Annotated in this window: 14 protein-coding genes and 1 tRNA gene; 4 read left to right on the top strand and 11 right to left on the bottom strand. The window is 68.6% G+C overall.

Translation table 11 applies throughout. The annotated features are described in order from the left end of the window. Positions 1-17: 17 nt before the first annotated feature. Positions 18-971 carry a 2-hydroxyacid dehydrogenase gene (locus tag AC07PR_RS13065; protein WP_495135549.1) on the bottom strand — a complete coding sequence of 318 codons (954 nt, stop codon included), beginning with the start codon at positions 969-971 and terminating at the stop codon, positions 18-20. Between the two features lie 53 nt (positions 972-1024). Then, positions 1025-2032, bottom strand: a complete 1008-nt coding sequence (locus AC07PR_RS13060) for a Bug family tripartite tricarboxylate transporter substrate binding protein (RefSeq protein WP_483107330.1) — start codon at positions 2030-2032, stop codon at positions 1025-1027. Positions 2033-2285: 253 nt separating this feature from the next. Between AC07PR_RS13060 and AC07PR_RS13055 the strand changes: the two genes are divergently transcribed. The 3 genes from AC07PR_RS13055 to AC07PR_RS13045 all read left to right on the top strand — a co-directional run bounded on the left by AC07PR_RS13055 (position 2286) and on the right by AC07PR_RS13045 (position 7086). Next, positions 2286-3503: a citrate synthase family protein gene (locus AC07PR_RS13055; protein WP_495135548.1), complete on the top strand. Its 1218-nt coding sequence runs from the start codon at positions 2286-2288 to the stop codon at positions 3501-3503. A 380-nt stretch (positions 3504-3883) separates the two neighbouring features. Then, complete coding sequence (locus AC07PR_RS13050) at positions 3884-6079, top strand: sodium-translocating pyrophosphatase (protein WP_377152527.1); 2196 nt, start codon at positions 3884-3886, stop codon at positions 6077-6079. Between the two features lie 149 nt (positions 6080-6228). After that, positions 6229-7086, top strand: coding sequence for a J domain-containing protein (locus AC07PR_RS13045; RefSeq protein WP_377152525.1), 858 nt, complete (start codon positions 6229-6231; stop codon positions 7084-7086). 169 nt (positions 7087-7255) lie between these two features. On the opposite strand, the gene AC07PR_RS13040 is transcribed toward AC07PR_RS13045, so the two are convergent. The 5 genes from AC07PR_RS13040 to AC07PR_RS13020 form a co-directional block, all read right to left on the bottom strand. Further along, positions 7256-7885, bottom strand: a complete 630-nt coding sequence (locus AC07PR_RS13040) for an ABC-type transport auxiliary lipoprotein family protein (RefSeq protein ID WP_495135547.1) — start codon at positions 7883-7885, stop codon at positions 7256-7258. Then, positions 7882-8844 carry an MlaD family protein gene (locus AC07PR_RS13035; protein WP_483107333.1) on the bottom strand — a complete coding sequence of 321 codons (963 nt, stop codon included), beginning with the start codon at positions 8842-8844 and terminating at the stop codon, positions 7882-7884. The genes AC07PR_RS13040 and AC07PR_RS13035 overlap by 4 nt, the downstream gene beginning before the upstream one ends. A 72-nt stretch (positions 8845-8916) precedes the next feature. Next, positions 8917-9783 carry an ABC transporter ATP-binding protein gene (locus tag AC07PR_RS13030; protein WP_377152517.1) on the bottom strand — a complete coding sequence of 289 codons (867 nt, stop codon included), beginning with the start codon at positions 9781-9783 and terminating at the stop codon, positions 8917-8919. Beyond that, positions 9780-10937: an ABC transporter permease gene (locus AC07PR_RS13025; protein ID WP_377152515.1), complete on the bottom strand. Its 1158-nt coding sequence runs from the start codon at positions 10935-10937 to the stop codon at positions 9780-9782. Before AC07PR_RS13025 ends, AC07PR_RS13030 begins: the two co-directional genes overlap by 4 nt. 63 nt (positions 10938-11000) lie before the next feature. Then, positions 11001-11954: a LytTR family DNA-binding domain-containing protein gene (locus tag AC07PR_RS13020; RefSeq protein ID WP_483107334.1), complete on the bottom strand. Its 954-nt coding sequence runs from the start codon at positions 11952-11954 to the stop codon at positions 11001-11003. A 135-nt stretch (positions 11955-12089) separates the two neighbouring features. On the opposite strand from AC07PR_RS13020, the gene AC07PR_RS13015 reads away from it, so the two are divergent. After that, positions 12090-13325: an acyltransferase family protein gene (locus AC07PR_RS13015; RefSeq protein ID WP_495135546.1), complete on the top strand. Its 1236-nt coding sequence runs from the start codon at positions 12090-12092 to the stop codon at positions 13323-13325. A 13-nt stretch (positions 13326-13338) separates the two neighbouring features. Here the strand turns inward: AC07PR_RS13015 and AC07PR_RS13010 are convergent. The 4 genes from AC07PR_RS13010 to pheT all read right to left on the bottom strand — a co-directional run bounded on the left by AC07PR_RS13010 (position 13339) and on the right by pheT (position 16749). Next, positions 13339-13415, bottom strand: a tRNA-Pro gene (locus AC07PR_RS13010). Between the two features lie 34 nt (positions 13416-13449). Beyond that, positions 13450-13911, bottom strand: coding sequence for a MerR family transcriptional regulator (locus AC07PR_RS13005; protein ID WP_483107336.1), 462 nt, complete (start codon positions 13909-13911; stop codon positions 13450-13452). A gap of 40 nt (positions 13912-13951) precedes the next feature. Continuing rightward, complete coding sequence (locus tag AC07PR_RS13000; protein ID WP_279759860.1) at positions 13952-14317, bottom strand: integration host factor subunit alpha; 366 nt, start codon at positions 14315-14317, stop codon at positions 13952-13954. 17 nt (positions 14318-14334) lie between these two features. Beyond that, the gene (pheT, locus tag AC07PR_RS12995; protein ID WP_495135545.1) at positions 14335-16749 is read right to left on the bottom strand and encodes a phenylalanine--tRNA ligase subunit beta; all 2415 of its coding nucleotides are present in this window, start codon (positions 16747-16749) and stop codon (positions 14335-14337) included. Positions 16750-16785: the final 36 nt, after the last annotated feature.

Raw genomic sequence — 16785 nt, 5'->3', positions numbered from 1 at the left:
CCATCCCGCGGCCAAGCTCAGGTCGTCAGGCTGTGCGCCGGCCGTTCGCCGGCCAGCGCCTGCGCCAGGCTCTCCAGCACCATGCGGCCCATCGCGGCGCGCGTCTCCTCGGTCGCGCTGGCGCGATGCGCCTGCAGCACGACGTGGTCCAGGTCCAGCAAGGCCGGCGGCACGTTGGGCTCGTCGGCGAAGACGTCAAGCCCCGCGCCCGCGATGCGCTTCTCCTGCAGCGCCTTCACGAGATCGGACTCCTTCACCAGGCGGCCACGCGCGACGTTGATCAGGAATCCGCGCGGACCGATCGCGTCGAGCACCGTCGCGTCGATCAGATCGCGCGCCTTGTCGGCCGCGGCGCAGACGATCAGCGCATCGCTGTCGCGGGCGAGTTGCACGAGGTCCGCCTCGAAGGCCCACGGCGCGTCGGCGATCTCCTTCAGGTCGGTGTAGCGCACCGGGCAACCGAAGGCGCCGACGCGCTCCGCCACCGCGCGGCCGACCCGGCCGAGACCCACGATGCCCACGCGCATCCCGCTCACGCGACGCGCCAACGGGATCGCGTTCGGCTGCGGGAACTTGGGCCACAGGCCGCCGCGCACGAAGCGGTCGACCGACGCGACGTTGCGGGCGGTCGCCAGCAGCAGCGCGAGCGCCATGTCTGCCACGTCCTCGGTCAGCGCACCGAAGGTGCCGGTCACCGGCAAGCTGCGCGAGCGGGCGTACTCGATGTCCACGGCGTCCGTGCCGACGCCGTTCACGGCGACCACCTCGAGCGCAGGCAGCCGCTCCATCATCGATCGCGAGATGCCCGTGTGCCCGCCGGTGATCACGCCGCGCATGGCAGCGCCGTGCGTGGCGATGTACGCGTCCGGATCGGCCTGCTCGAACAGCCGGTGCATCGTGTACAGCGCGTCCAGCTGCGCATTGATCGCGGGCACGAGGATGGGATTGAGTTGCAGGATGTTCGGCTTCATGGCGTTCTCTACTTCAGGAGGGTCGGAAAGGATGCAGGCACCGGCGTCCCGGCTCACTCAGGCTGGATGCCGGCGGTCCTGATGACAGCGCCCCAACGCTTGTATTCAGCGGCCTGGAAGCTGGCGAGTTCCGCCGGCGTCGACGTGAACGGCTCCATGCCGTTCTGCTCGACGAAGCGCTTCACCGGCTCCGCGGTCATGGCCTTCTGCATCAGCGCGTTGATGCGCTCGACGACGGGCGTCGGTGTTCCCGCGGGCGCGTAGACGGCGTTCCAGTAGCTGATCTCGTAGCCGGGCAGGCCGGCCTCGGCGATGGTCGGCAGGTCCGGCACCAGCGGTGAGCGCTTTGGGCTGCTCACGCCCAGCGCCTTGAGCTTGCCGGCCTTCACCTGAGGAAGGCTCGTGGTCAGGTCGACGATCATCAGATCGACCTGACCGCCGACCAGATCGACCATCGCCTGCGGATTGGCCTTGTACGGCACATAGGTCAGCTGCGTCTGCGTCATCTGCTGGAACAGCTCCGCCGCCACGCGCGCCGACGAACTGCCGGCGCCGAAGGTGAGCTGCTGCTTCTTCGCGATCGCGCTGAGCTCGGTGACGTTGCGTGCGGGGATGCGCGGATTCGTCACCAGCAGCAGGTAGCCCTTGACCAGCGCACCGACCGGCGCGAAGTCCTTCACCGGGTCGTAGGCGAGCTTGCGGAACAGGTGCGGGTTGGCGGCCTGCGTGGTGTTGGTCGTGATGAACAGCGTGTAGCCGTCGGCCGCCGAGCGCGCCACCGCCTGCGCGGCGATGCCACCGCTGGCGCCGGCCTTGTTCTCGACGATCACCGGCACCTTGGTCGCGGCGGTGATCTCCGCGCCGAGGGCGCGCGCCAGGCCGTCGGTGGTGCTGCCAGGGCTGGAGCCGACCACGAGGGTGATGGCGCGGGAGGGGAACGTCTCGCCCTGCGCGAGCGCGCCGAAGGAGGCCGAGGACGCGAAGAAGGCGAAGGCGGCGGCGGCCGCGAGGGCGAGCGAGGCCCGGCGTCGGGCCGGCTGGAAGCGAGGGATGCGGTTCATGCGGTTGTCTCCATGGAAGGGGCATGAGGGCCGGCATCGCGGAGGCTTCGGGGCGGTCTCCGTCGATGTCGCGTGGACTCATGCTGGCAGCGCGAAAACAACCGGTCAATATTGATGATCAATATCAATCTGAGGCACGGATACTCCCATTGATTCGACTGAATCGTCCCAATGACCGGCGAACGTCGGAACCTGGACAGGACTTATGTTGATGAATACATTGACGACATCAACGACACGAGACCATGCCCCGATGGCCGCCTGGATGACCCTGGATGAAGCACGCGACGCGCTCGGCGTCCGCGCGCAGACGATCTATGCCTATGTGAGCCGCGGACGCATCGGTGTCGAGCCCGACCCGCAGGACTCGCGGCGAAGCCTGTACCGCACGGAAGACGTGAAGGCGCTGGTACGCCGCAAGGAGACGGGGCGCACGCGCGAGACGCTCGCCGCGACGACGCTGTTCGGCGCCGAGCCCAGTATCCCGACGGCGGTCTCGACCTTCTCGGGCGGACGGCCGTTCTACCGCGGCGTCGACGTCGTCGAACTGGCCGCGACCGCAACGCTGGAGGATGCGGCGAGGCTGCTGTGGAACGTCGAGACGCCGCCGGCGTTCCCGCGCCCCGCGGTCGCATCGCGCTCGCCCTCGCGCGCCGCGCTCGATGTCGTCGCCGCGCTGCCGAATGGGCGCTCCCGCGCATTCGCCGAATTGGCGGCGCTCACCGCCACCGGACATTCGACGCGCGGCCGCGTGCCGCGCGTGCTGATCGAGGAAGCGTCGGCGCTGGTCGGTCGACTGGCCGTCGCCTTCGGCGCCTCGGATGAGGAGGCGCTGCCGCTGCACGAGCGCCTCGCCCGCGGCTGGGGCCAGCCGCGGGCAGTGGCCGCGCTGCTGCGCAAGACGTTGGTCCTTGCGGCGGACCATGAGATCACCAGCTCGGCCTTCTCCGCACGCATCACCGCGTCCACCGGCGCTTCGCTGCCGGCGTGCCTGCTCGCGGGACTCACCACCTTCTCCGGCCCGCTACACGGCGACGCCTCGGGACGCGTGCGCACGCTGTTCGACGAGGTCGAGCGCGACGGGGCCGATGCCGTCGTCGACCGCTATCTGGCTTCCGCGATGCCGCTGCCCGGCTTCGGCCATCACATCTATCCGGACGGCGATCCGCGCGCCGCATCACTGATGGCGGACTTCAAGCCGCCCGCGGCGATCGCGCGCCTGATCGAACGTGTCGTGGCGCTGACCGGTCTGCCGCCGTCGATGGACGTGGCGCTCGCCGCGCTCGTCGCGCGTTACAAGCTGCCGCCGGACGCCGGGTTCGCGATCTTCGCGATCGCGCGCAGCGTCGGTCTCCTGGCGCACAGCATGGAGCAGCTCGCCATCGATTCGGTGATCCGTCCGCGCGGCCGCTACATCGGCCCCAGCGCTGCGGGTCCGGTCGATCCCCGCAAGGAACGTCGCAAGCGTTGACGGGGCGGTCCTCGGTCCGGAGAAGCCGGCGGAGCCGGTGCCCCTCGGAGCGAATTCCGAGCGGCGAGGAGGAGATTGAGCGGAGAGGGGCACCGGCTCCGCCGGCTTCGGGCGCAGCGCACCGGCTGCGTGTAAAGGTGACGTGACGAGGCACATGACATGCCCGGGGCCAGTTGTTGCCCCTGTCTTGTCGCGCGCCCCTGCAAAGCCTGACACCCGTCTTGCAAAGCCCGTGAATCCGCTGGTAAACGCTCATGCCATGCACTATTCACGGCCTTAGCATCGATCGACGGACTGTTGCTGTTGCGTGCGCGCAGGCCCGGCGCCCGCTGGATGGAACCGTCTTCACGGATCAAGAATCAGCGAGAGGAGACAACCCTATGTCGACGAGTTTGGCGCTGTACTTCGCGCTGGCCTGCGGGCTGGCGGCGGTGCTTTACGGCTTTATCCAACGCAGCTGGATCCTGAGCCAGGATCCCGGCAACCCCCGCATGCAGGAGATCGCCGGCGCGATCCAGCAAGGTGCCGCGGCCTACCTGGCGCGGCAGTACCGCACCATCGCGATCGTCGGCGTCGTGCTCGGCATCCTGATCGGCGTCGCGCTCGACTGGAAGACGGCCATCGGCTTCTTCATCGGCGCGCTGCTGTCCGGCGCCTGCGGCTTCATCGGCATGAACGTCTCGGTGCGCGCCAACGTGCGCACCGCGCAGGCGGCGACCAAGGGCATGGCGCCGGCGCTCAACGTCGCATTCAAGGGCGGCGCCATCACCGGCATGCTGGTCGTCGGCTTGGGCCTGCTCGGCGTGGGCCTGTTCTTCATGTGGGTCAGCGACAGCGGCACCCGCGCGGACAGCCAGACGCTGAAGCCGCTGCTGGGCCTGGCCTTCGGCTCCTCGCTGATCTCGATCTTCGCGCGGCTGGGTGGCGGCATCTTCACCAAGGGGGCCGACGTCGGCGCCGACCTCGTCGGCAAGGTCGAGGCCGGCATCCCCGAGGACGATCCGCGCAATCCGGCGGTGATCGCGGACAACGTCGGCGACAACGTCGGCGACTGCGCCGGCATGGCGGCCGACCTCTTCGAAACCTACGCGGTCACGTTGATCGCGACGATGGCGCTGGCCGCGCTGACCTTCGGCGGCATGTCCATCGCGGCGATCGTGTATCCGCTGGTGCTGGGCGGGGCGTCGATCATCGCGTCCATCATCGGCTGCAGCTTCGTCAAGGCCAGCCCCGGCATGAAGAACGTGATGCCGGCGCTCTACAAGGGCCTGATCGTCGCGGGCGTGCTGTCGGCGATCGCGTTCTGGTTCATCACCCGCGCGCTGTTCCCGCAAGACCTGACGCTGCCCGGCGGACAGACCATCGGCGCGAACGCCCTCTTCCTCTCTTGCCTGGTCGGCCTGCTGCTGACCGCGGCGATGGTGTGGATCACCGAGTACTACACCGGCACCAACTACAAGCCGGTGCAGCACGTCGCGCAGGCGTCGACCACCGGTCACGGCACCAACATCATCGCGGGGCTGGGCGTGTCGATGCGCTCGACGGCCTGGCCGGTGCTGTTCGTCTGCATCGCGATCCTGGTGGCCTTCAAGCTGGCCGGGCTCTACGGCATCGCGATCGCGGCGACGGCGATGCTCAGCATGGCGGGCATCGTCGTGGCGCTCGACGCCTACGGCCCGATCACCGACAACGCCGGCGGCATCGCCGAAATGGCCGACCTGCCCGCGAGCGTGCGCGACATCACCGATCCGCTGGACGCCGTGGGCAACACGACCAAGGCCGTGACCAAGGGCTATGCGATCGGCTCCGCGGGCCTGGCGGCGCTGGTGCTCTTCGCGGACTACACGCATGCGCTCGAGCAGCGCGGACTCTCGGTCAGCTTCGACCTGAGCAACCACATGGTCATCGTCGGCCTGTTCATCGGCGGGCTGATCCCCTACCTCTTCGGCGCGATGGCCATGGAGGCGGTGGGTCGCGCGGCGGGCTCGGTCGTCGAGGAGGTGCGCCGCCAGTTCCGCGAGATCAAGGGGATCATGGAAGGCACCGGCAAGCCCGAATATGGACGCGCCGTCGACATGCTCACCGCCGCGGCGATCAAGGAGATGATCGTGCCGTCGCTGCTGCCGGTGGTCGTGCCGGTCGTGGTCGGACTGGTGCTCGGACCGGCCGCGCTGGGCGGGCTGCTGATGGGCACCATCGTCACCGGGTTGTTCGTCGCCATCTCGATGTGCACGGGCGGCGGCGCCTGGGACAACGCCAAGAAGTACATCGAGGACGGCCACCACGGCGGCAAGGGCTCCGAGGCCCACAAGGCCGCCGTCACCGGCGACACCGTCGGCGATCCCTACAAGGACACGGCAGGGCCCGCGGTCAACCCGCTGATCAAGATCATCAACATCGTCGCGCTGCTGATCGTGCCGCTGCTGCCCACGGCCGGGATCAGCGGCCCCGCGGCGGGGGCGCACACGCCGCCGGCCTTGACCGCGCCGGCTCCCGATGCCTCAGCGCCTGCGGGCGTGCCGGACGCGGTGGCCAGCGGGCCGACGGAAGCCGCCAGCGCGGCCTCCGCGCCCTGACGGTCAGGCCGACTGGGCGAGGCTCGCCCGAGCCTCGGTGAAAACGCTGAGAAAAACAGCCCCGCGAGGGGCTGTTTGCGCTTTGAAGGGTCATGCGCTCACGGCAGAATCGGCTGTCGATACCAGAACGTCCAGGGACTCCGCTCAACATGCTCAGCCAGGCCATCACGCCGCGCGAATTCGAACGCCGCCGCGAGCAGTTGGCCGAGCTTCAGCGCTACCTGGCCTCGCAGGAATCCGAGTACGCGGAATGCCGCCAGCGCATGCAGCGCTTCGTCGACCGTTACGTCGCCGCGCTGGGTCCGTTGTACATGGAGCTGGACGCGCTCGAATCGCAGCTCTACTGCGCGATGCGCTACCTGCACGACGCGTTGGCCCGCAACGGACTGGATGTCCGCGCCCTTGATTCGCCCCGAGCCACGGCCATGCCACAACTGCCGGTGCTGCCGGCCGGCGCCCCGCTGCCCGCCGAGCCGGAAGGCGGCCTGGTGCAGGTCGGCCCGCCGCCGCTGAAGACCCTCTACCGCCGCGCCGCGAAGCGGCTGCATCCGGACCTTGCGCCGGACGACGCCGAGCGCGTGCATCGCGAACGCAAGATGGCCGAGGTCAACGAGGCCTATGAGGCCTGCGATCGGGATCGTCTCGAAGCGCTGCTGCTGGCTGCCGGAGAGAGCCTGGTGAAGGTTCGCGGCGGCGATGCGGACGCGGTCATGGAATGGCTGCGCAGCGCGGAACGCTCGGTGCAAGGGCGGCTGCGCGTCGTCCAGGCCCACCTGGCGCTGCTGAAGAGCCACACGATGCATGAACTTGGCGAGTCGATCGAGCGCGCCGAGAAGCGCGGCCTGGATCCGCTCGGGATCATGGCCAATCGCCTGCGCGCCCAGATCACCGAACGGCGGCAGGAGCTCTACATCGGCCAGCGCCTGCAGCCGGCCTCGAGCATGGCCGAGGCCTTCCTGCGCCAGCGCCAGCAGCGCATGGGTGGCGGGATCGCCGCCTCTCACTGAAGACTCAGCCCCGCCTCTCCGCTTGTCGCTCCCCAAAGTCCTCGGTAGCAAAACCGAGGAAGTACGGCAGTGGTTGGGGACGGCTGTGCTTGGGGTTTCGGAGCTCGCCTCCGGGGCCCCAAGCACAGGCGGCCAACGCACAGCCGGGTGAAGGTGGGCAGCCTGCCGATCAGCGCCGCCCCCGCGCCTGAGGCACGCGGGGAGACAAGGTCGCCGCCCAGGCCGCGATCTCCGGTCCGAGCGCATCGACCGCAGCCGCGGTCGCCTTGACGGCGCCTTCGGCGCTCGCGCCGGCGGGTTCCGACCGATCGAACGCGCGCTGCGTGCCGTCCTCGGCGGTGGCTATCACCCGCACCTGCACGTCGCTGCGCGAGGCGCTGGAAAAGTTCTGGAGGCTCTCTTCAAGCTCCAAGGTCACGCTGATGGCCACTTGCGGATCGGCGCCTGCGGCGACGGGCGCACGTGCGATCTGCTGGCGCAGCCGCGAGCCCACGAGCACCGGGAGCGGCGCCGCCCAGCGCGAGTCGCGGTAAACGCGCCGCGCATACGGATCGGAGTCGACGAGCCGGTAGGCGATGCCGGTGCCTTGCAGCGTCTCTGGCGCGGTGACCGCCTGGAGTTCAACGCGCTTGGCCAGCGTGGTCTGCTGCGGCCACGCGGGCGCGGGACCGAGGTCCATCTGCGTCGGCGCCGGCGGCCGGCTGCCGCAGGCGCTCAGCGTCGCGGCGAGCGCCAGGCCGCCGAGCAGCAGCGCGCGGCGCAGGCTACCGGTCCACGGAAGTTCGATGTGGTCGTTCATTTCTTCGCTCCCGCCTCGAATCCCGTCTCACCGGGTCCGGGCGCACCGGGCGTCGGCCCGAGGATCAGGCTCTGCGGCTGATCGCCGATGTTCTGCGCCGCGCGCTCCAGGGCGCGCGCCGCCGCCGACAGATCGTCCAGCACCGCGCGTTGACGCGGCTTGTCCGCCGAGCCCACCAATGACAGCTCCACCCGGCGCAGCGTGCGCTGCAACTGCACCGCCGCGTCGCCCAGTTGATCGATCGCGGCCGCCTTGCCCTTGTATTCATCGACGAGTTCGCCGCCCTGCTTCGCCAGCGTGTCGACGTTGCCCAGCGTGTTCCGACCCGCGACCATGAGTCCGTCGGTGTTCTTCACCAGCCCCGGCAACGCCTGCGCCGTTGGCCGCAGTTCCTTGACCAGCTCATTTAGCCCCGCGGAGGCCTCGTTCAACTGCGCCAGGGTCTGGCTCAGCTGCTGCTGGTTGCTGTCGCTGAGCACCTTCTGGATGCGGTCCATCGTCGCGAGCGCACCGGCCGCGAGCTTCGGCCCCGCGTCCTGCAACTGGTCGAGGAAACCGGGGGCGAGCGCGATGCGTCGCGTCTGCAGCACGCTCTGCTTCGGATCCGTCGGATCCGGCCCGTCGTACAGGTCGATGAACGACAGCCCGGTGATGCCCTGGTAGCCCAGCTTGGCCTGCGTCCCCGGCGCGATCGGCGCGTCCGAATCGACCTCGATGTCGACGAGGATCTGCCGCGGCTGCGCCGGATCGAAACGGATGGTGTCGACCTTGCCGACCTGTACGCCGCGCAGCTTCACCGGCGCCTTCACATTGAGCCCCGGTACACCCGAAGCGGTCACCACGGTGAAAGTCTGCGTGTCCCCGCGATCGTCGCGGAACCACAGGATGACCGCCACCAGCGCCGCCCCGAGCAGCAGCACGAAGAGGCCCGTGGCCAATGCATGTGCCTTGTTTTCCATGTGCTCGCCCGAGTCCTTGTGATTGATCGTTGTTCGTTGTGGTGGGAGAAGTCCGCCGGCCGTTCGCCGCGTTCAGGCGGGCATCTCGTCGCGGTGCTGCAGCGCGTCGCGGTAGCTGCGCAGGTTGTCTGCGGCGCAGCGGTCCGCATGGCCGAGGAAGAAGTTGCGGATGAACGGATGCTTCTGCTTCACCACCAGCTCGAGCGGCCCGTGTGCGATCAGGTGCTGGTCCGCGAGCACCGCCACCCGATCGGCGATCGCGAACAGCGTGTCGACGTCATGCGTGACCATCACGACCGTCAGCGCCATTTCGCGCCGGAGACTCTCGATCAGTTGCACGAAGTTCTTCGAGCTTGCCGGGTCCAGCCCAGCCGTCGGCTCATCGAGGAACAGCAGCTGCGGATCCATGATCAGCGAGCGCGCCAGCGACACCCGCTTGATCATGCCGCCCGAGAGTTCCGCCGGCATCTTGATGCCGTCCTCGGGCTTGAGCCCGACCTGTTGGAGCTTGGTCATGACCAGCTCGGCGATCAGGTCCTTGGGCAGGCTCTTGAGCTCGCGCAGCGGCAGTGCGACGTTGTCGAACACGGACAGCGCCGAGAACAGCGCGCCCTGCTGGAACAGCACGCCCCAGCGGTGCCGCACCTGCGCCAGGTCGGTCGCCTCGCACTTGCCGAGCTTGTGGCCGAAGACCAGCACATCGCCCTCGCTGGGCCGCTCCAGGCCTAGCATGAGCCGCAGCAAGGTCGTCTTGCCGCTGCCCGAGCCGCCGATGATGGCCAGCACCTCGCCGGCGGTGACCTCCAGGCTCAGGTCCTTGTGGATGCGCACCCCGCCGAGCACCGTGCCGACGTGACGCACCTCGATCACCGGATCGCCCGGCTGGACGTTGAGTTCCTCGACGGCTTCGGCCGAGGTCGGTTCGATACATCCGCTCATGCTTTCAACCCCACGTCGGAGAACATCACCGCGAAGATCGCGTCCACGATGATGACCACGGTGATCGCGCTCACCACCGAATCGGTGGTGCCGGTCCCGAGGCTTTCGCTGTTCGGCTTGATCCGCAGCCCGAAATGGCAGGCCACGAAGGCGATCATGACGCCGAACACCGCCGATTTGGCCAGTCCCAGCCACAGGTTGGCCACCGGCACCGCGGCCGGCAGGCCTTGCAGGAACTGGATGTAGTCCAGGCCCAGCGTGGCGCGCGCGGCCAGCATGCCGCCCAGGAGCACCATGCTGCTGGTCCAGGTCATGACCAAGGGCAACGAGAGTGCCAGGGCCACCATCTTGGGCACCACCAGCCGGATCGTGTGCGAGATGCCCATCACCGACAGCGCATCCAGCTCTTGCGTCACCCGCATCACACCGAGCTGCGCCGTCATCGCCGAGCCGCTGCGTCCCGCCACCAGGATCGCCGCGAGCAGCGGCCCCAGTTCGCGCCAGACGCTGATCCCGAGGATGTTGATGACGTAGATGTCGGCGCCATAGCTCTGCAGCTGCTTGGCGGTCAGGTAGGACAGCGTGATGCCGACCAGCACCCCCACCAGCGCCGTGATGCCCAGCGCCTGAGCGCCGCTGCGGTAGATGTGGGCGGAGATGTCCTTCCACGCGATCAGGTTGGGGTGGCGGGCCAGCGTGCCGAGGTCACGCGTGACCTGGCCGAGCAACGCGGTCGCATCGAGCAGATGGCTCGCGAGGTTGAGCAGGCCCTGCCCGAACTGGCGCACGTTCTGCGCGCGCGGCGGCTTCGCCGGCTTGCCCTGCTTGCTGCCCAGTCGTGCGAACAGCGCCTGGAACATGTCCGCCATCGGGGCGGGCGGCCAGCGCAGATCCTCCGGCTGGCGGCGACCCCAGGCCTGCCACAGCAGCAGCGCGCCGGTCGGGTCGAGCCGGCGCACCGCGCTCAGGTCCCAGGACACATTGGCGGTCGGCACCTCGCCGAGTTCGCCGCGCAGCGCCTCGACGCGCTCGCGCAGCGCCAGCAGCGTCCAGTCGCCCTCCAGCCGCGCCTGGATGCGTCCGCCCTCGCCGGACTCGCGCAGCAGGCGCGGGGACGGGTCGGCGACGTCGTGGGGTTCCAGAGGGGCGTCCATTGGGGTCAGAGCATAGCTGCGCGCGAGCCCTCCGGTGAACCCGGCGGGCAGGAGTTCGCCCCGTCAGACAAGACGCTGCCGCAAGCGCTCCAGATAGGTGCGGCTGCAGGGCACGCGGCTGCCGTCACGCAGGCGCAGGTGGGCATCGCCGGCCTCGGTCGGCTCGATGGCCTCGATCAGGCTCAGTCGCACCAGGTAGCCGCGGTGCACGCGCACGAATGCCGCCGGGTCCAGGCGTTGCTCGAAGGCGCCCAGGCTGCTGCGCAGCGGGTAGTCGTGCTGCTGCCGACGCAGGTTCACATAGTTGCCACAGGCCTGCACCCATTCGATCTCGTCCATCGGCAGCAGGAACTCCTTGCCGAGCTTCTTCACCAGCAGGCGCTCGGGGAGCGCGGGCCGCTCCACCGGGGTCGCCGCGACGATTCCAGGAGTGGATCCAGGCACGGGCGTGGCCGACGCCGCCGACGGCAAAGGTGTCGATGGCGGCGTCGACGCGGCGGGCTGTTCCGGCGTGTCCGCCAGCAGACTCGCCTCGCCCTGCCAGCGCCACACGAACAGCCGGTACGCCCCGACGATCACCAGGACGAAGGCGTAACTGCGGACGTCCTTCAATGCTTCGTAGAACAGTTCGAGCGGCCAGTTGCCGAAGTCGTAGACCGCGCCCTGCGTCGCGTACGCCAGCTTGCGCAGGGCCACCATGCCCAAGACATGCGCGAGGCTGGTCCCCAGCGCGAAGAGGACGTGCCATGGCAGATGCCTGCGCAGCAGCCCCCAGCGCAAGGGTCTGGTGTCAGCCGCGCGGACGATCCACGGGATCAGCGCCATCCAGACGATGGCGCTGGAGAACTCCCAGACCGCCGGTTCCCAGGACTCGAAGGGCAGGCCGGCACGGCGGATGTCCAGATTCGTGGTGATCGTGTTCGCGATGGCCGAGCCAAGCAGCAAGGCGCTCCAGATCCCGCGCTCGACCCAGCGCCGTCGCTTCAGATAGATCGCCAGCCACTTGTCCTCGGTCATGGCGGCGCAGTGTAGGGGCGCCGCGCGCCGATGAGCCCGTCGAGCGGCCCCTGGGACGGGGCGGGTCGTCACCCGGCGGGGGCGGCTCGTCACATTCCCTCCGTGAAAGCGCCCTGCGCGACGAAGCTCCGACTCATGAACACCTCCATTCCCGCCGCGCGCAGCGTGGCAGCGTCGTCCCGGCTGACGGAGCTCGACTGGCTCCGCGTCATCGCCTTCGGCCTGCTGATCCTCTACCACTCGGGCATGTTCTACGTGAGCTGGGACTGGCACGTGAAGTCGCCGCGACTCGTCCCCGCGCTCGAGTCCTGGATGCTGTGGCTGAACCCGTGGCGGATGTCGCTGCTGTTCCTGATCTCCGGCGCGGCGACCGCGCTGATGACGGGACGCGCCGACGGCGGCTCCGGCCTGATCGCGACGCGCAGCAAGCGGTTGCTGCTGCCGCTGCTGTTCGGGATGACGGTGATCGTGCCGCCGCAGGCCTACCTGGAGGTCGTCGAGAAGCTGCACTACGCCGGCAACTATGGCGACTTCCTGACGCTCTACTTCCAGGCCTATCACGGCTTCTGCCGCGGCGACGACTGCCTGAAGCTGCCGACCTGGAATCACCTCTGGTTCCTGCCCTACCTGTGGGCTTACACCGTGGTCGTGCTCCTGGCGTTGCGGCTTCGGACCGTGCGCGCCCTCGTCGCGCATCCGGGCTGGCGACACGTCGTCGCCGGAGGCCGCTTGCTGTGGGGGCCCTGGCTGGTGTTCGCGCTGCTGCGCCAGCATCTGCTGGAACGCTTCCCCAGCACGCACGACCTCGTCCACGACTGGTACCAGCATGGGGTGTACCTGACGGTGTTCGTCCTGGGCTTCGCGCTCTACGGCAGCCGAGACGATCGCCATGGCGCCTGGGAAGGAGCCCGCCGACTTCGCTGGGTCGCGCTGATCGCTTACGTCGTGGTGCAGTGGATGTCGCAGATGCTCACCGACGAGTGGCGCCTCGCGCACGGCGATGACTTCCCGCAGTGGCTGCTGATGGCGCTGCGCGCGCTGAACGCCGGCAAGCAATGGCTGCCGATCGTGGCGGTGCTGGGCTTCGGGAGACAGTGGCTGGCCGATCGCGATTCGCCGTTGCTGCGTTGGCTGACGCTCGCCGTCTTCCCCTTCTATCTGGTCCACCAGACAGTCACCGTGGTCGCGGGGCATCTGCTCGCGCCGCTGCAGTGGCCGCTCGCGATGGAGGCCATCGCACTCGTCGCGATCACCGCGCTGGGATGCCTGCTGGCCGCGCTGCTGGCGATGCGCGTGAACGCGCTACGCCCGTGGATGGGGCTGAGCCCGGAAAGCAAAAAGCCCGGCATCTTGCGATACCGGGCTTCCTGATTCTTCTTATAAATGGTCGGGGCGGCGGGATTCGAACTCGCGACCCCTTGCACCCCATGCAAGTGCGCTACCAGGCTGCGCTACGCCCCGACTAAGCCTTAGATTCTATACGTATTCGAGAGGCTCATGCAAGCAAACTCTCTCGAATCGCCAACAACTCATCCCTGACCTGCTCCAGCGTGAGTTTCTCGAGCGACACGGTCGTGTGTGCCGCGCTGTCCGCAACGTCCGCCGCCAACGCGCGCGACGCTTCGCGATGATCACGGTAGGCGTCGAGCTGCGCAGCCGCCAACGCCTCGGCGCGAAACTCCTGGGCGCTGACCCCGGTGTGGCTGACGTCGATCAACTGATTGCGTGCGCCGCTGATCGTGAAGCCCTGGTCGTAGAGCAGATCGCGGATCCGGCGGATCAGCAGCACCTCGTGATGCTGGTAATAGCGCCGGTTGCCCCGCCGCTTCATCGGCTTGAGCTGCGTGAACTCCTGTTCCCAATAGCGGAGCACGTAAGGCTTCACGCCGCACAGTTCGCTCACCTCACCGATGGTGAAGTAGCGTTTGGCAGGAATGGCGGGAAGCTGGACGTCCATGGGGATCAACGGCTCCGGCAGCGGCGGGAAGGGTCAGACTCTACTCGAAGTCACCACCCGAAGGCGTGTTGCCTTGGACGGCTTCTTTCAATTTGTGACTCGCATGAAACGTCACGACGTTGCGGGCCTTGATCGGGATCGCTTCGCCGGTGCGCGGATTGCGGCCCGGTCTTGGCGCCTTGCGCCGGATGTTGAAGTTGCCGAAGCCCGAGAGCTTCACTTCGCGGCCGCTGGACAGGCTCTGATGAATGATGTCGAAGAAGGCCTCGACCATGTCCTTGGACTCGCGCTTGTTCAGGCCGAGCTTGTCGAACAGCAGTTCCGCCAGCTCGGCCTTGGTCAGCGTGGGCGTCTCCAGGCTGCCGAGCAGCACACGCGCCTGCTCCTTCAGATCGTCATCACTCATGGTGTCCCTCCCCTCCCTCAGCCCCGCAGGCGCGCGCCGAGGCGTTCGCCCAGCTGCGCCACCACCTTCGCCACCGCCTGCTCGATGCGTTCGTCGGTCAGCGTGTTCTCGTCATCGAGCAGCTCCAGGCGCACGGCCAGGCTGCGCTCGTTCGCCTTCAGTTCCGCCGTCGGTTGGGCCGGCTTGAAGACGTCGAACAAACGCGCAGAGCGTACCAGGGCTTCGCCGCTGGCTTCGATCGCCCCGAGGAGGGAGGCATAGGTCACTTGCTCATTGACGATCAGCGCCAGATCGCGTTGCACCGCCTGCAGGCGGGGCACGCCCTGACCCTGCGGCAGCGTGCGGGCCAGCACCGCGTCCAGCGACAGCTCGAACAGGACCGGCGCGCTCGGCAGTTCGTAGCCTTGGCGCCACTTCGGATGCAGCTCGCCGACGACGCCGATCGCCTCGCCGTCCAGCAGCACGCGGGCGCTGCGGCCCGGATGCAGCGCGGGATGCGTGGCGGCTTCGAAGCTCAACACGCGCGGCGCGAACAGCGCCTCCAGGTCGCCCTTCACGTCGAAGAAGTCGACCGAGCGGTCCTTCTGCGCCCACTGCTGCTGGTCCGCCGGCCCCCAAGCCAGCCCGGACAGCCGCATCGGCTGCGCGATGCCGGAGATCGTCGTGTCGCTTTCCTGCACCGACGCGTCGCGCAGGAACACGCGGCCGATCTCGAACACGCGCACGCGCGGCGACTTGCGCGCCAGGTTGTTGCGCAGCGCCTGGACCAGCGAGCCCATCAGCGAGGTACGCATCACCGCCAGCGGCGCGGCGATCGGGTTCAGCAGCTGGATCGGGTTGGCGTTGCCGGCGAGCTCCTGCTCCCAGCGCGCCTCGACGAAGCTGAAGTTGATCGTCTCGAAGTAGCCGAGGCCGGCCATCGCGTGGCGCAGCGCGTGCGTCGCGCGGCGCGATTCCGAGCCCACCTTGCCGACCACCGGCGCCAGCGGCGGCGTCGACGGCAGCTTCGGATAACCCAGCACGCGGATGACTTCCTCGATCAGGTCTTCCTCGATCTGGATGTCGAAGCGGAAGGTCGGCGGCGTCACCGTGATCACGCCGGGTGCCGAGGTGAACTCGAGCCCCAGGCGCTTGAACACGCCTTCGCAATCCGCCTGAGTCACCGGCATGCCGATGACCTTGGCGGCGCGTTCGACGCGCAGCGCCACCGGCTTGCGCTCGGGCAGTTGCGTGGTCTGGTCGTCCATCGGGCCCGCCTCGCCGCCGCAGATCGACTGGATCAGTTGCGTGATGCGCTCGATGTGGTCGACGGTGCCCGCGGGATCGACGCCGCGCTCGAAGCGGTGGCCGGCGTCGGTCGAGAAGTTGAATCGGCGCGAGCGCCCCATCACCGCCTTCGGCCACCAGAACGCGGCTTCAACGTAGATGTTCTTCGTGTCGTCGGAGACGGCCGTGGCGTCGCCGCCCATGATGCCGGCCAGCGACTCGACCTGCTCACGATCGGCGATCACGCCGACGGTCGCATCGACCTCGATCGTGGTGCCGTTCAACAGCTTGAGCTGCTCACCCGGCTTGCCCCAGCGGACGATCAGCTCGCCGTGGATCTTGTCGAGGTCGAAGATGTGGGACGGGCGGCCCAGTTCGAACATCACGTAGTTCGAGATGTCCACCAGCGGCGACACCGAACGCTGGCCGCAGCGGGCCAGGCGGTCGACCATCCACTGCGGCGTCTTCGCGGTCGTGTCGACGTTGCGGATCACACGGCCAGAGAATCGGCCGCACAGGTCCGCAGCCTCGACGTGCACCGGCAGCTTCGCATCGGTCGCGACGGCGGCCGGCTTGATCTCGGGTGCGAGCAGCGGCGCGCCAGTCAGCGCGGCCACTTCACGCGCGACGCCGTACACGCTCAGCGCGTGCGCCAGGTTCGGCGTCAGCTTCAGCGTGAACAGCGTGTCGTCCAGGTTCAGGTGCTTGCGGATGTTCTCGCCGATCGGTGCGTCCGCGGCCAGTTCCAGCAGACCGCCATGGTCCTCCGCCAGCTTCAGCTCGCGGGCCGAGCACAGCATGCCGAAGCTCTCGACGCCACGCAGCTTGCCCTTGCCGATCTTGAACGGCTTGCCGTCCTCGCCCGGCGGCAGTTCGGCGCCGATCGTGGCCAGCGGCACGCGGATGCCGACGCGCGCGTTCGGCGCGCCGCAGACGATCTGCAGCAGCTCGGGGCCGCCGGCGTTGACCTTGCAGACGCGCAGGCGGTCGGCGTCCGGATGCTGGACGGCCTCGACGATCTCGGCCACGACGATGCCGTGGAACGGCGGCGCCACCGGGCGCAGCTCTTCCACCTCGAGGCCGGACATCGTCAGCAGCTCGGCCAGTTCTTGCGTGTTCAGCGCGGGGTTGCAGAAGGCCCGCAGCCAGGACTCAGGGAATTGCATGGGGTTCTCTCTTGCTCTCTAGGCGACCGGGGGCTC

Source organism: Roseateles sp. GW821-FHT09H11 (assembly GCF_059415845.1).
Note: the sequence above shows the minus strand (reverse complement) of the source record. Positions and strands in the feature narration are given on the sequence as shown.

What these genes read in the sequence shown, in the direction of transcription:
- AC07PR_RS13000 (WP_279759860.1), bottom strand. Translation starts at nt 14,317, where the DNA reads ATGAGTGATGACGATCTGAAGGAGCAGGCGCGTGTGCTGCTCGGCAGC.
- AC07PR_RS13040 (WP_495135547.1), bottom strand. Translation starts at nt 7,885, where the DNA reads ATGAACGACCACATCGAACTTCCGTGGACCGGTAGCCTGCGCCGCGCG.
- AC07PR_RS13005 (WP_483107336.1), bottom strand. Translation starts at nt 13,911, where the DNA reads ATGGACGTCCAGCTTCCCGCCATTCCTGCCAAACGCTACTTCACCATC.
- pheT (WP_495135545.1), bottom strand. Translation starts at nt 16,749, where the DNA reads ATGCAATTCCCTGAGTCCTGGCTGCGGGCCTTCTGCAACCCCGCGCTG.
- AC07PR_RS13035 (WP_483107333.1), bottom strand. Translation starts at nt 8,844, where the DNA reads ATGGAAAACAAGGCACATGCATTGGCCACGGGCCTCTTCGTGCTGCTG.
- AC07PR_RS13015 (WP_495135546.1), top strand. Translation starts at nt 12,090, where the DNA reads ATGAACACCTCCATTCCCGCCGCGCGCAGCGTGGCAGCGTCGTCCCGG.
- AC07PR_RS13065 (WP_495135549.1), bottom strand. Translation starts at nt 971, where the DNA reads ATGAAGCCGAACATCCTGCAACTCAATCCCATCCTCGTGCCCGCGATC.
- AC07PR_RS13045 (WP_377152525.1), top strand. Translation starts at nt 6,229, where the DNA reads ATGCTCAGCCAGGCCATCACGCCGCGCGAATTCGAACGCCGCCGCGAG.
- AC07PR_RS13025 (WP_377152515.1), bottom strand. Translation starts at nt 10,937, where the DNA reads ATGGACGCCCCTCTGGAACCCCACGACGTCGCCGACCCGTCCCCGCGC.
- AC07PR_RS13055 (WP_495135548.1), top strand. Translation starts at nt 2,286, where the DNA reads ATGGCCGCCTGGATGACCCTGGATGAAGCACGCGACGCGCTCGGCGTC.
- AC07PR_RS13020 (WP_483107334.1), bottom strand. Translation starts at nt 11,954, where the DNA reads ATGACCGAGGACAAGTGGCTGGCGATCTATCTGAAGCGACGGCGCTGG.
- AC07PR_RS13050 (WP_377152527.1), top strand. Translation starts at nt 3,884, where the DNA reads ATGTCGACGAGTTTGGCGCTGTACTTCGCGCTGGCCTGCGGGCTGGCG.
- AC07PR_RS13060 (WP_483107330.1), bottom strand. Translation starts at nt 2,032, where the DNA reads ATGAACCGCATCCCTCGCTTCCAGCCGGCCCGACGCCGGGCCTCGCTC.
- AC07PR_RS13030 (WP_377152517.1), bottom strand. Translation starts at nt 9,783, where the DNA reads ATGAGCGGATGTATCGAACCGACCTCGGCCGAAGCCGTCGAGGAACTC.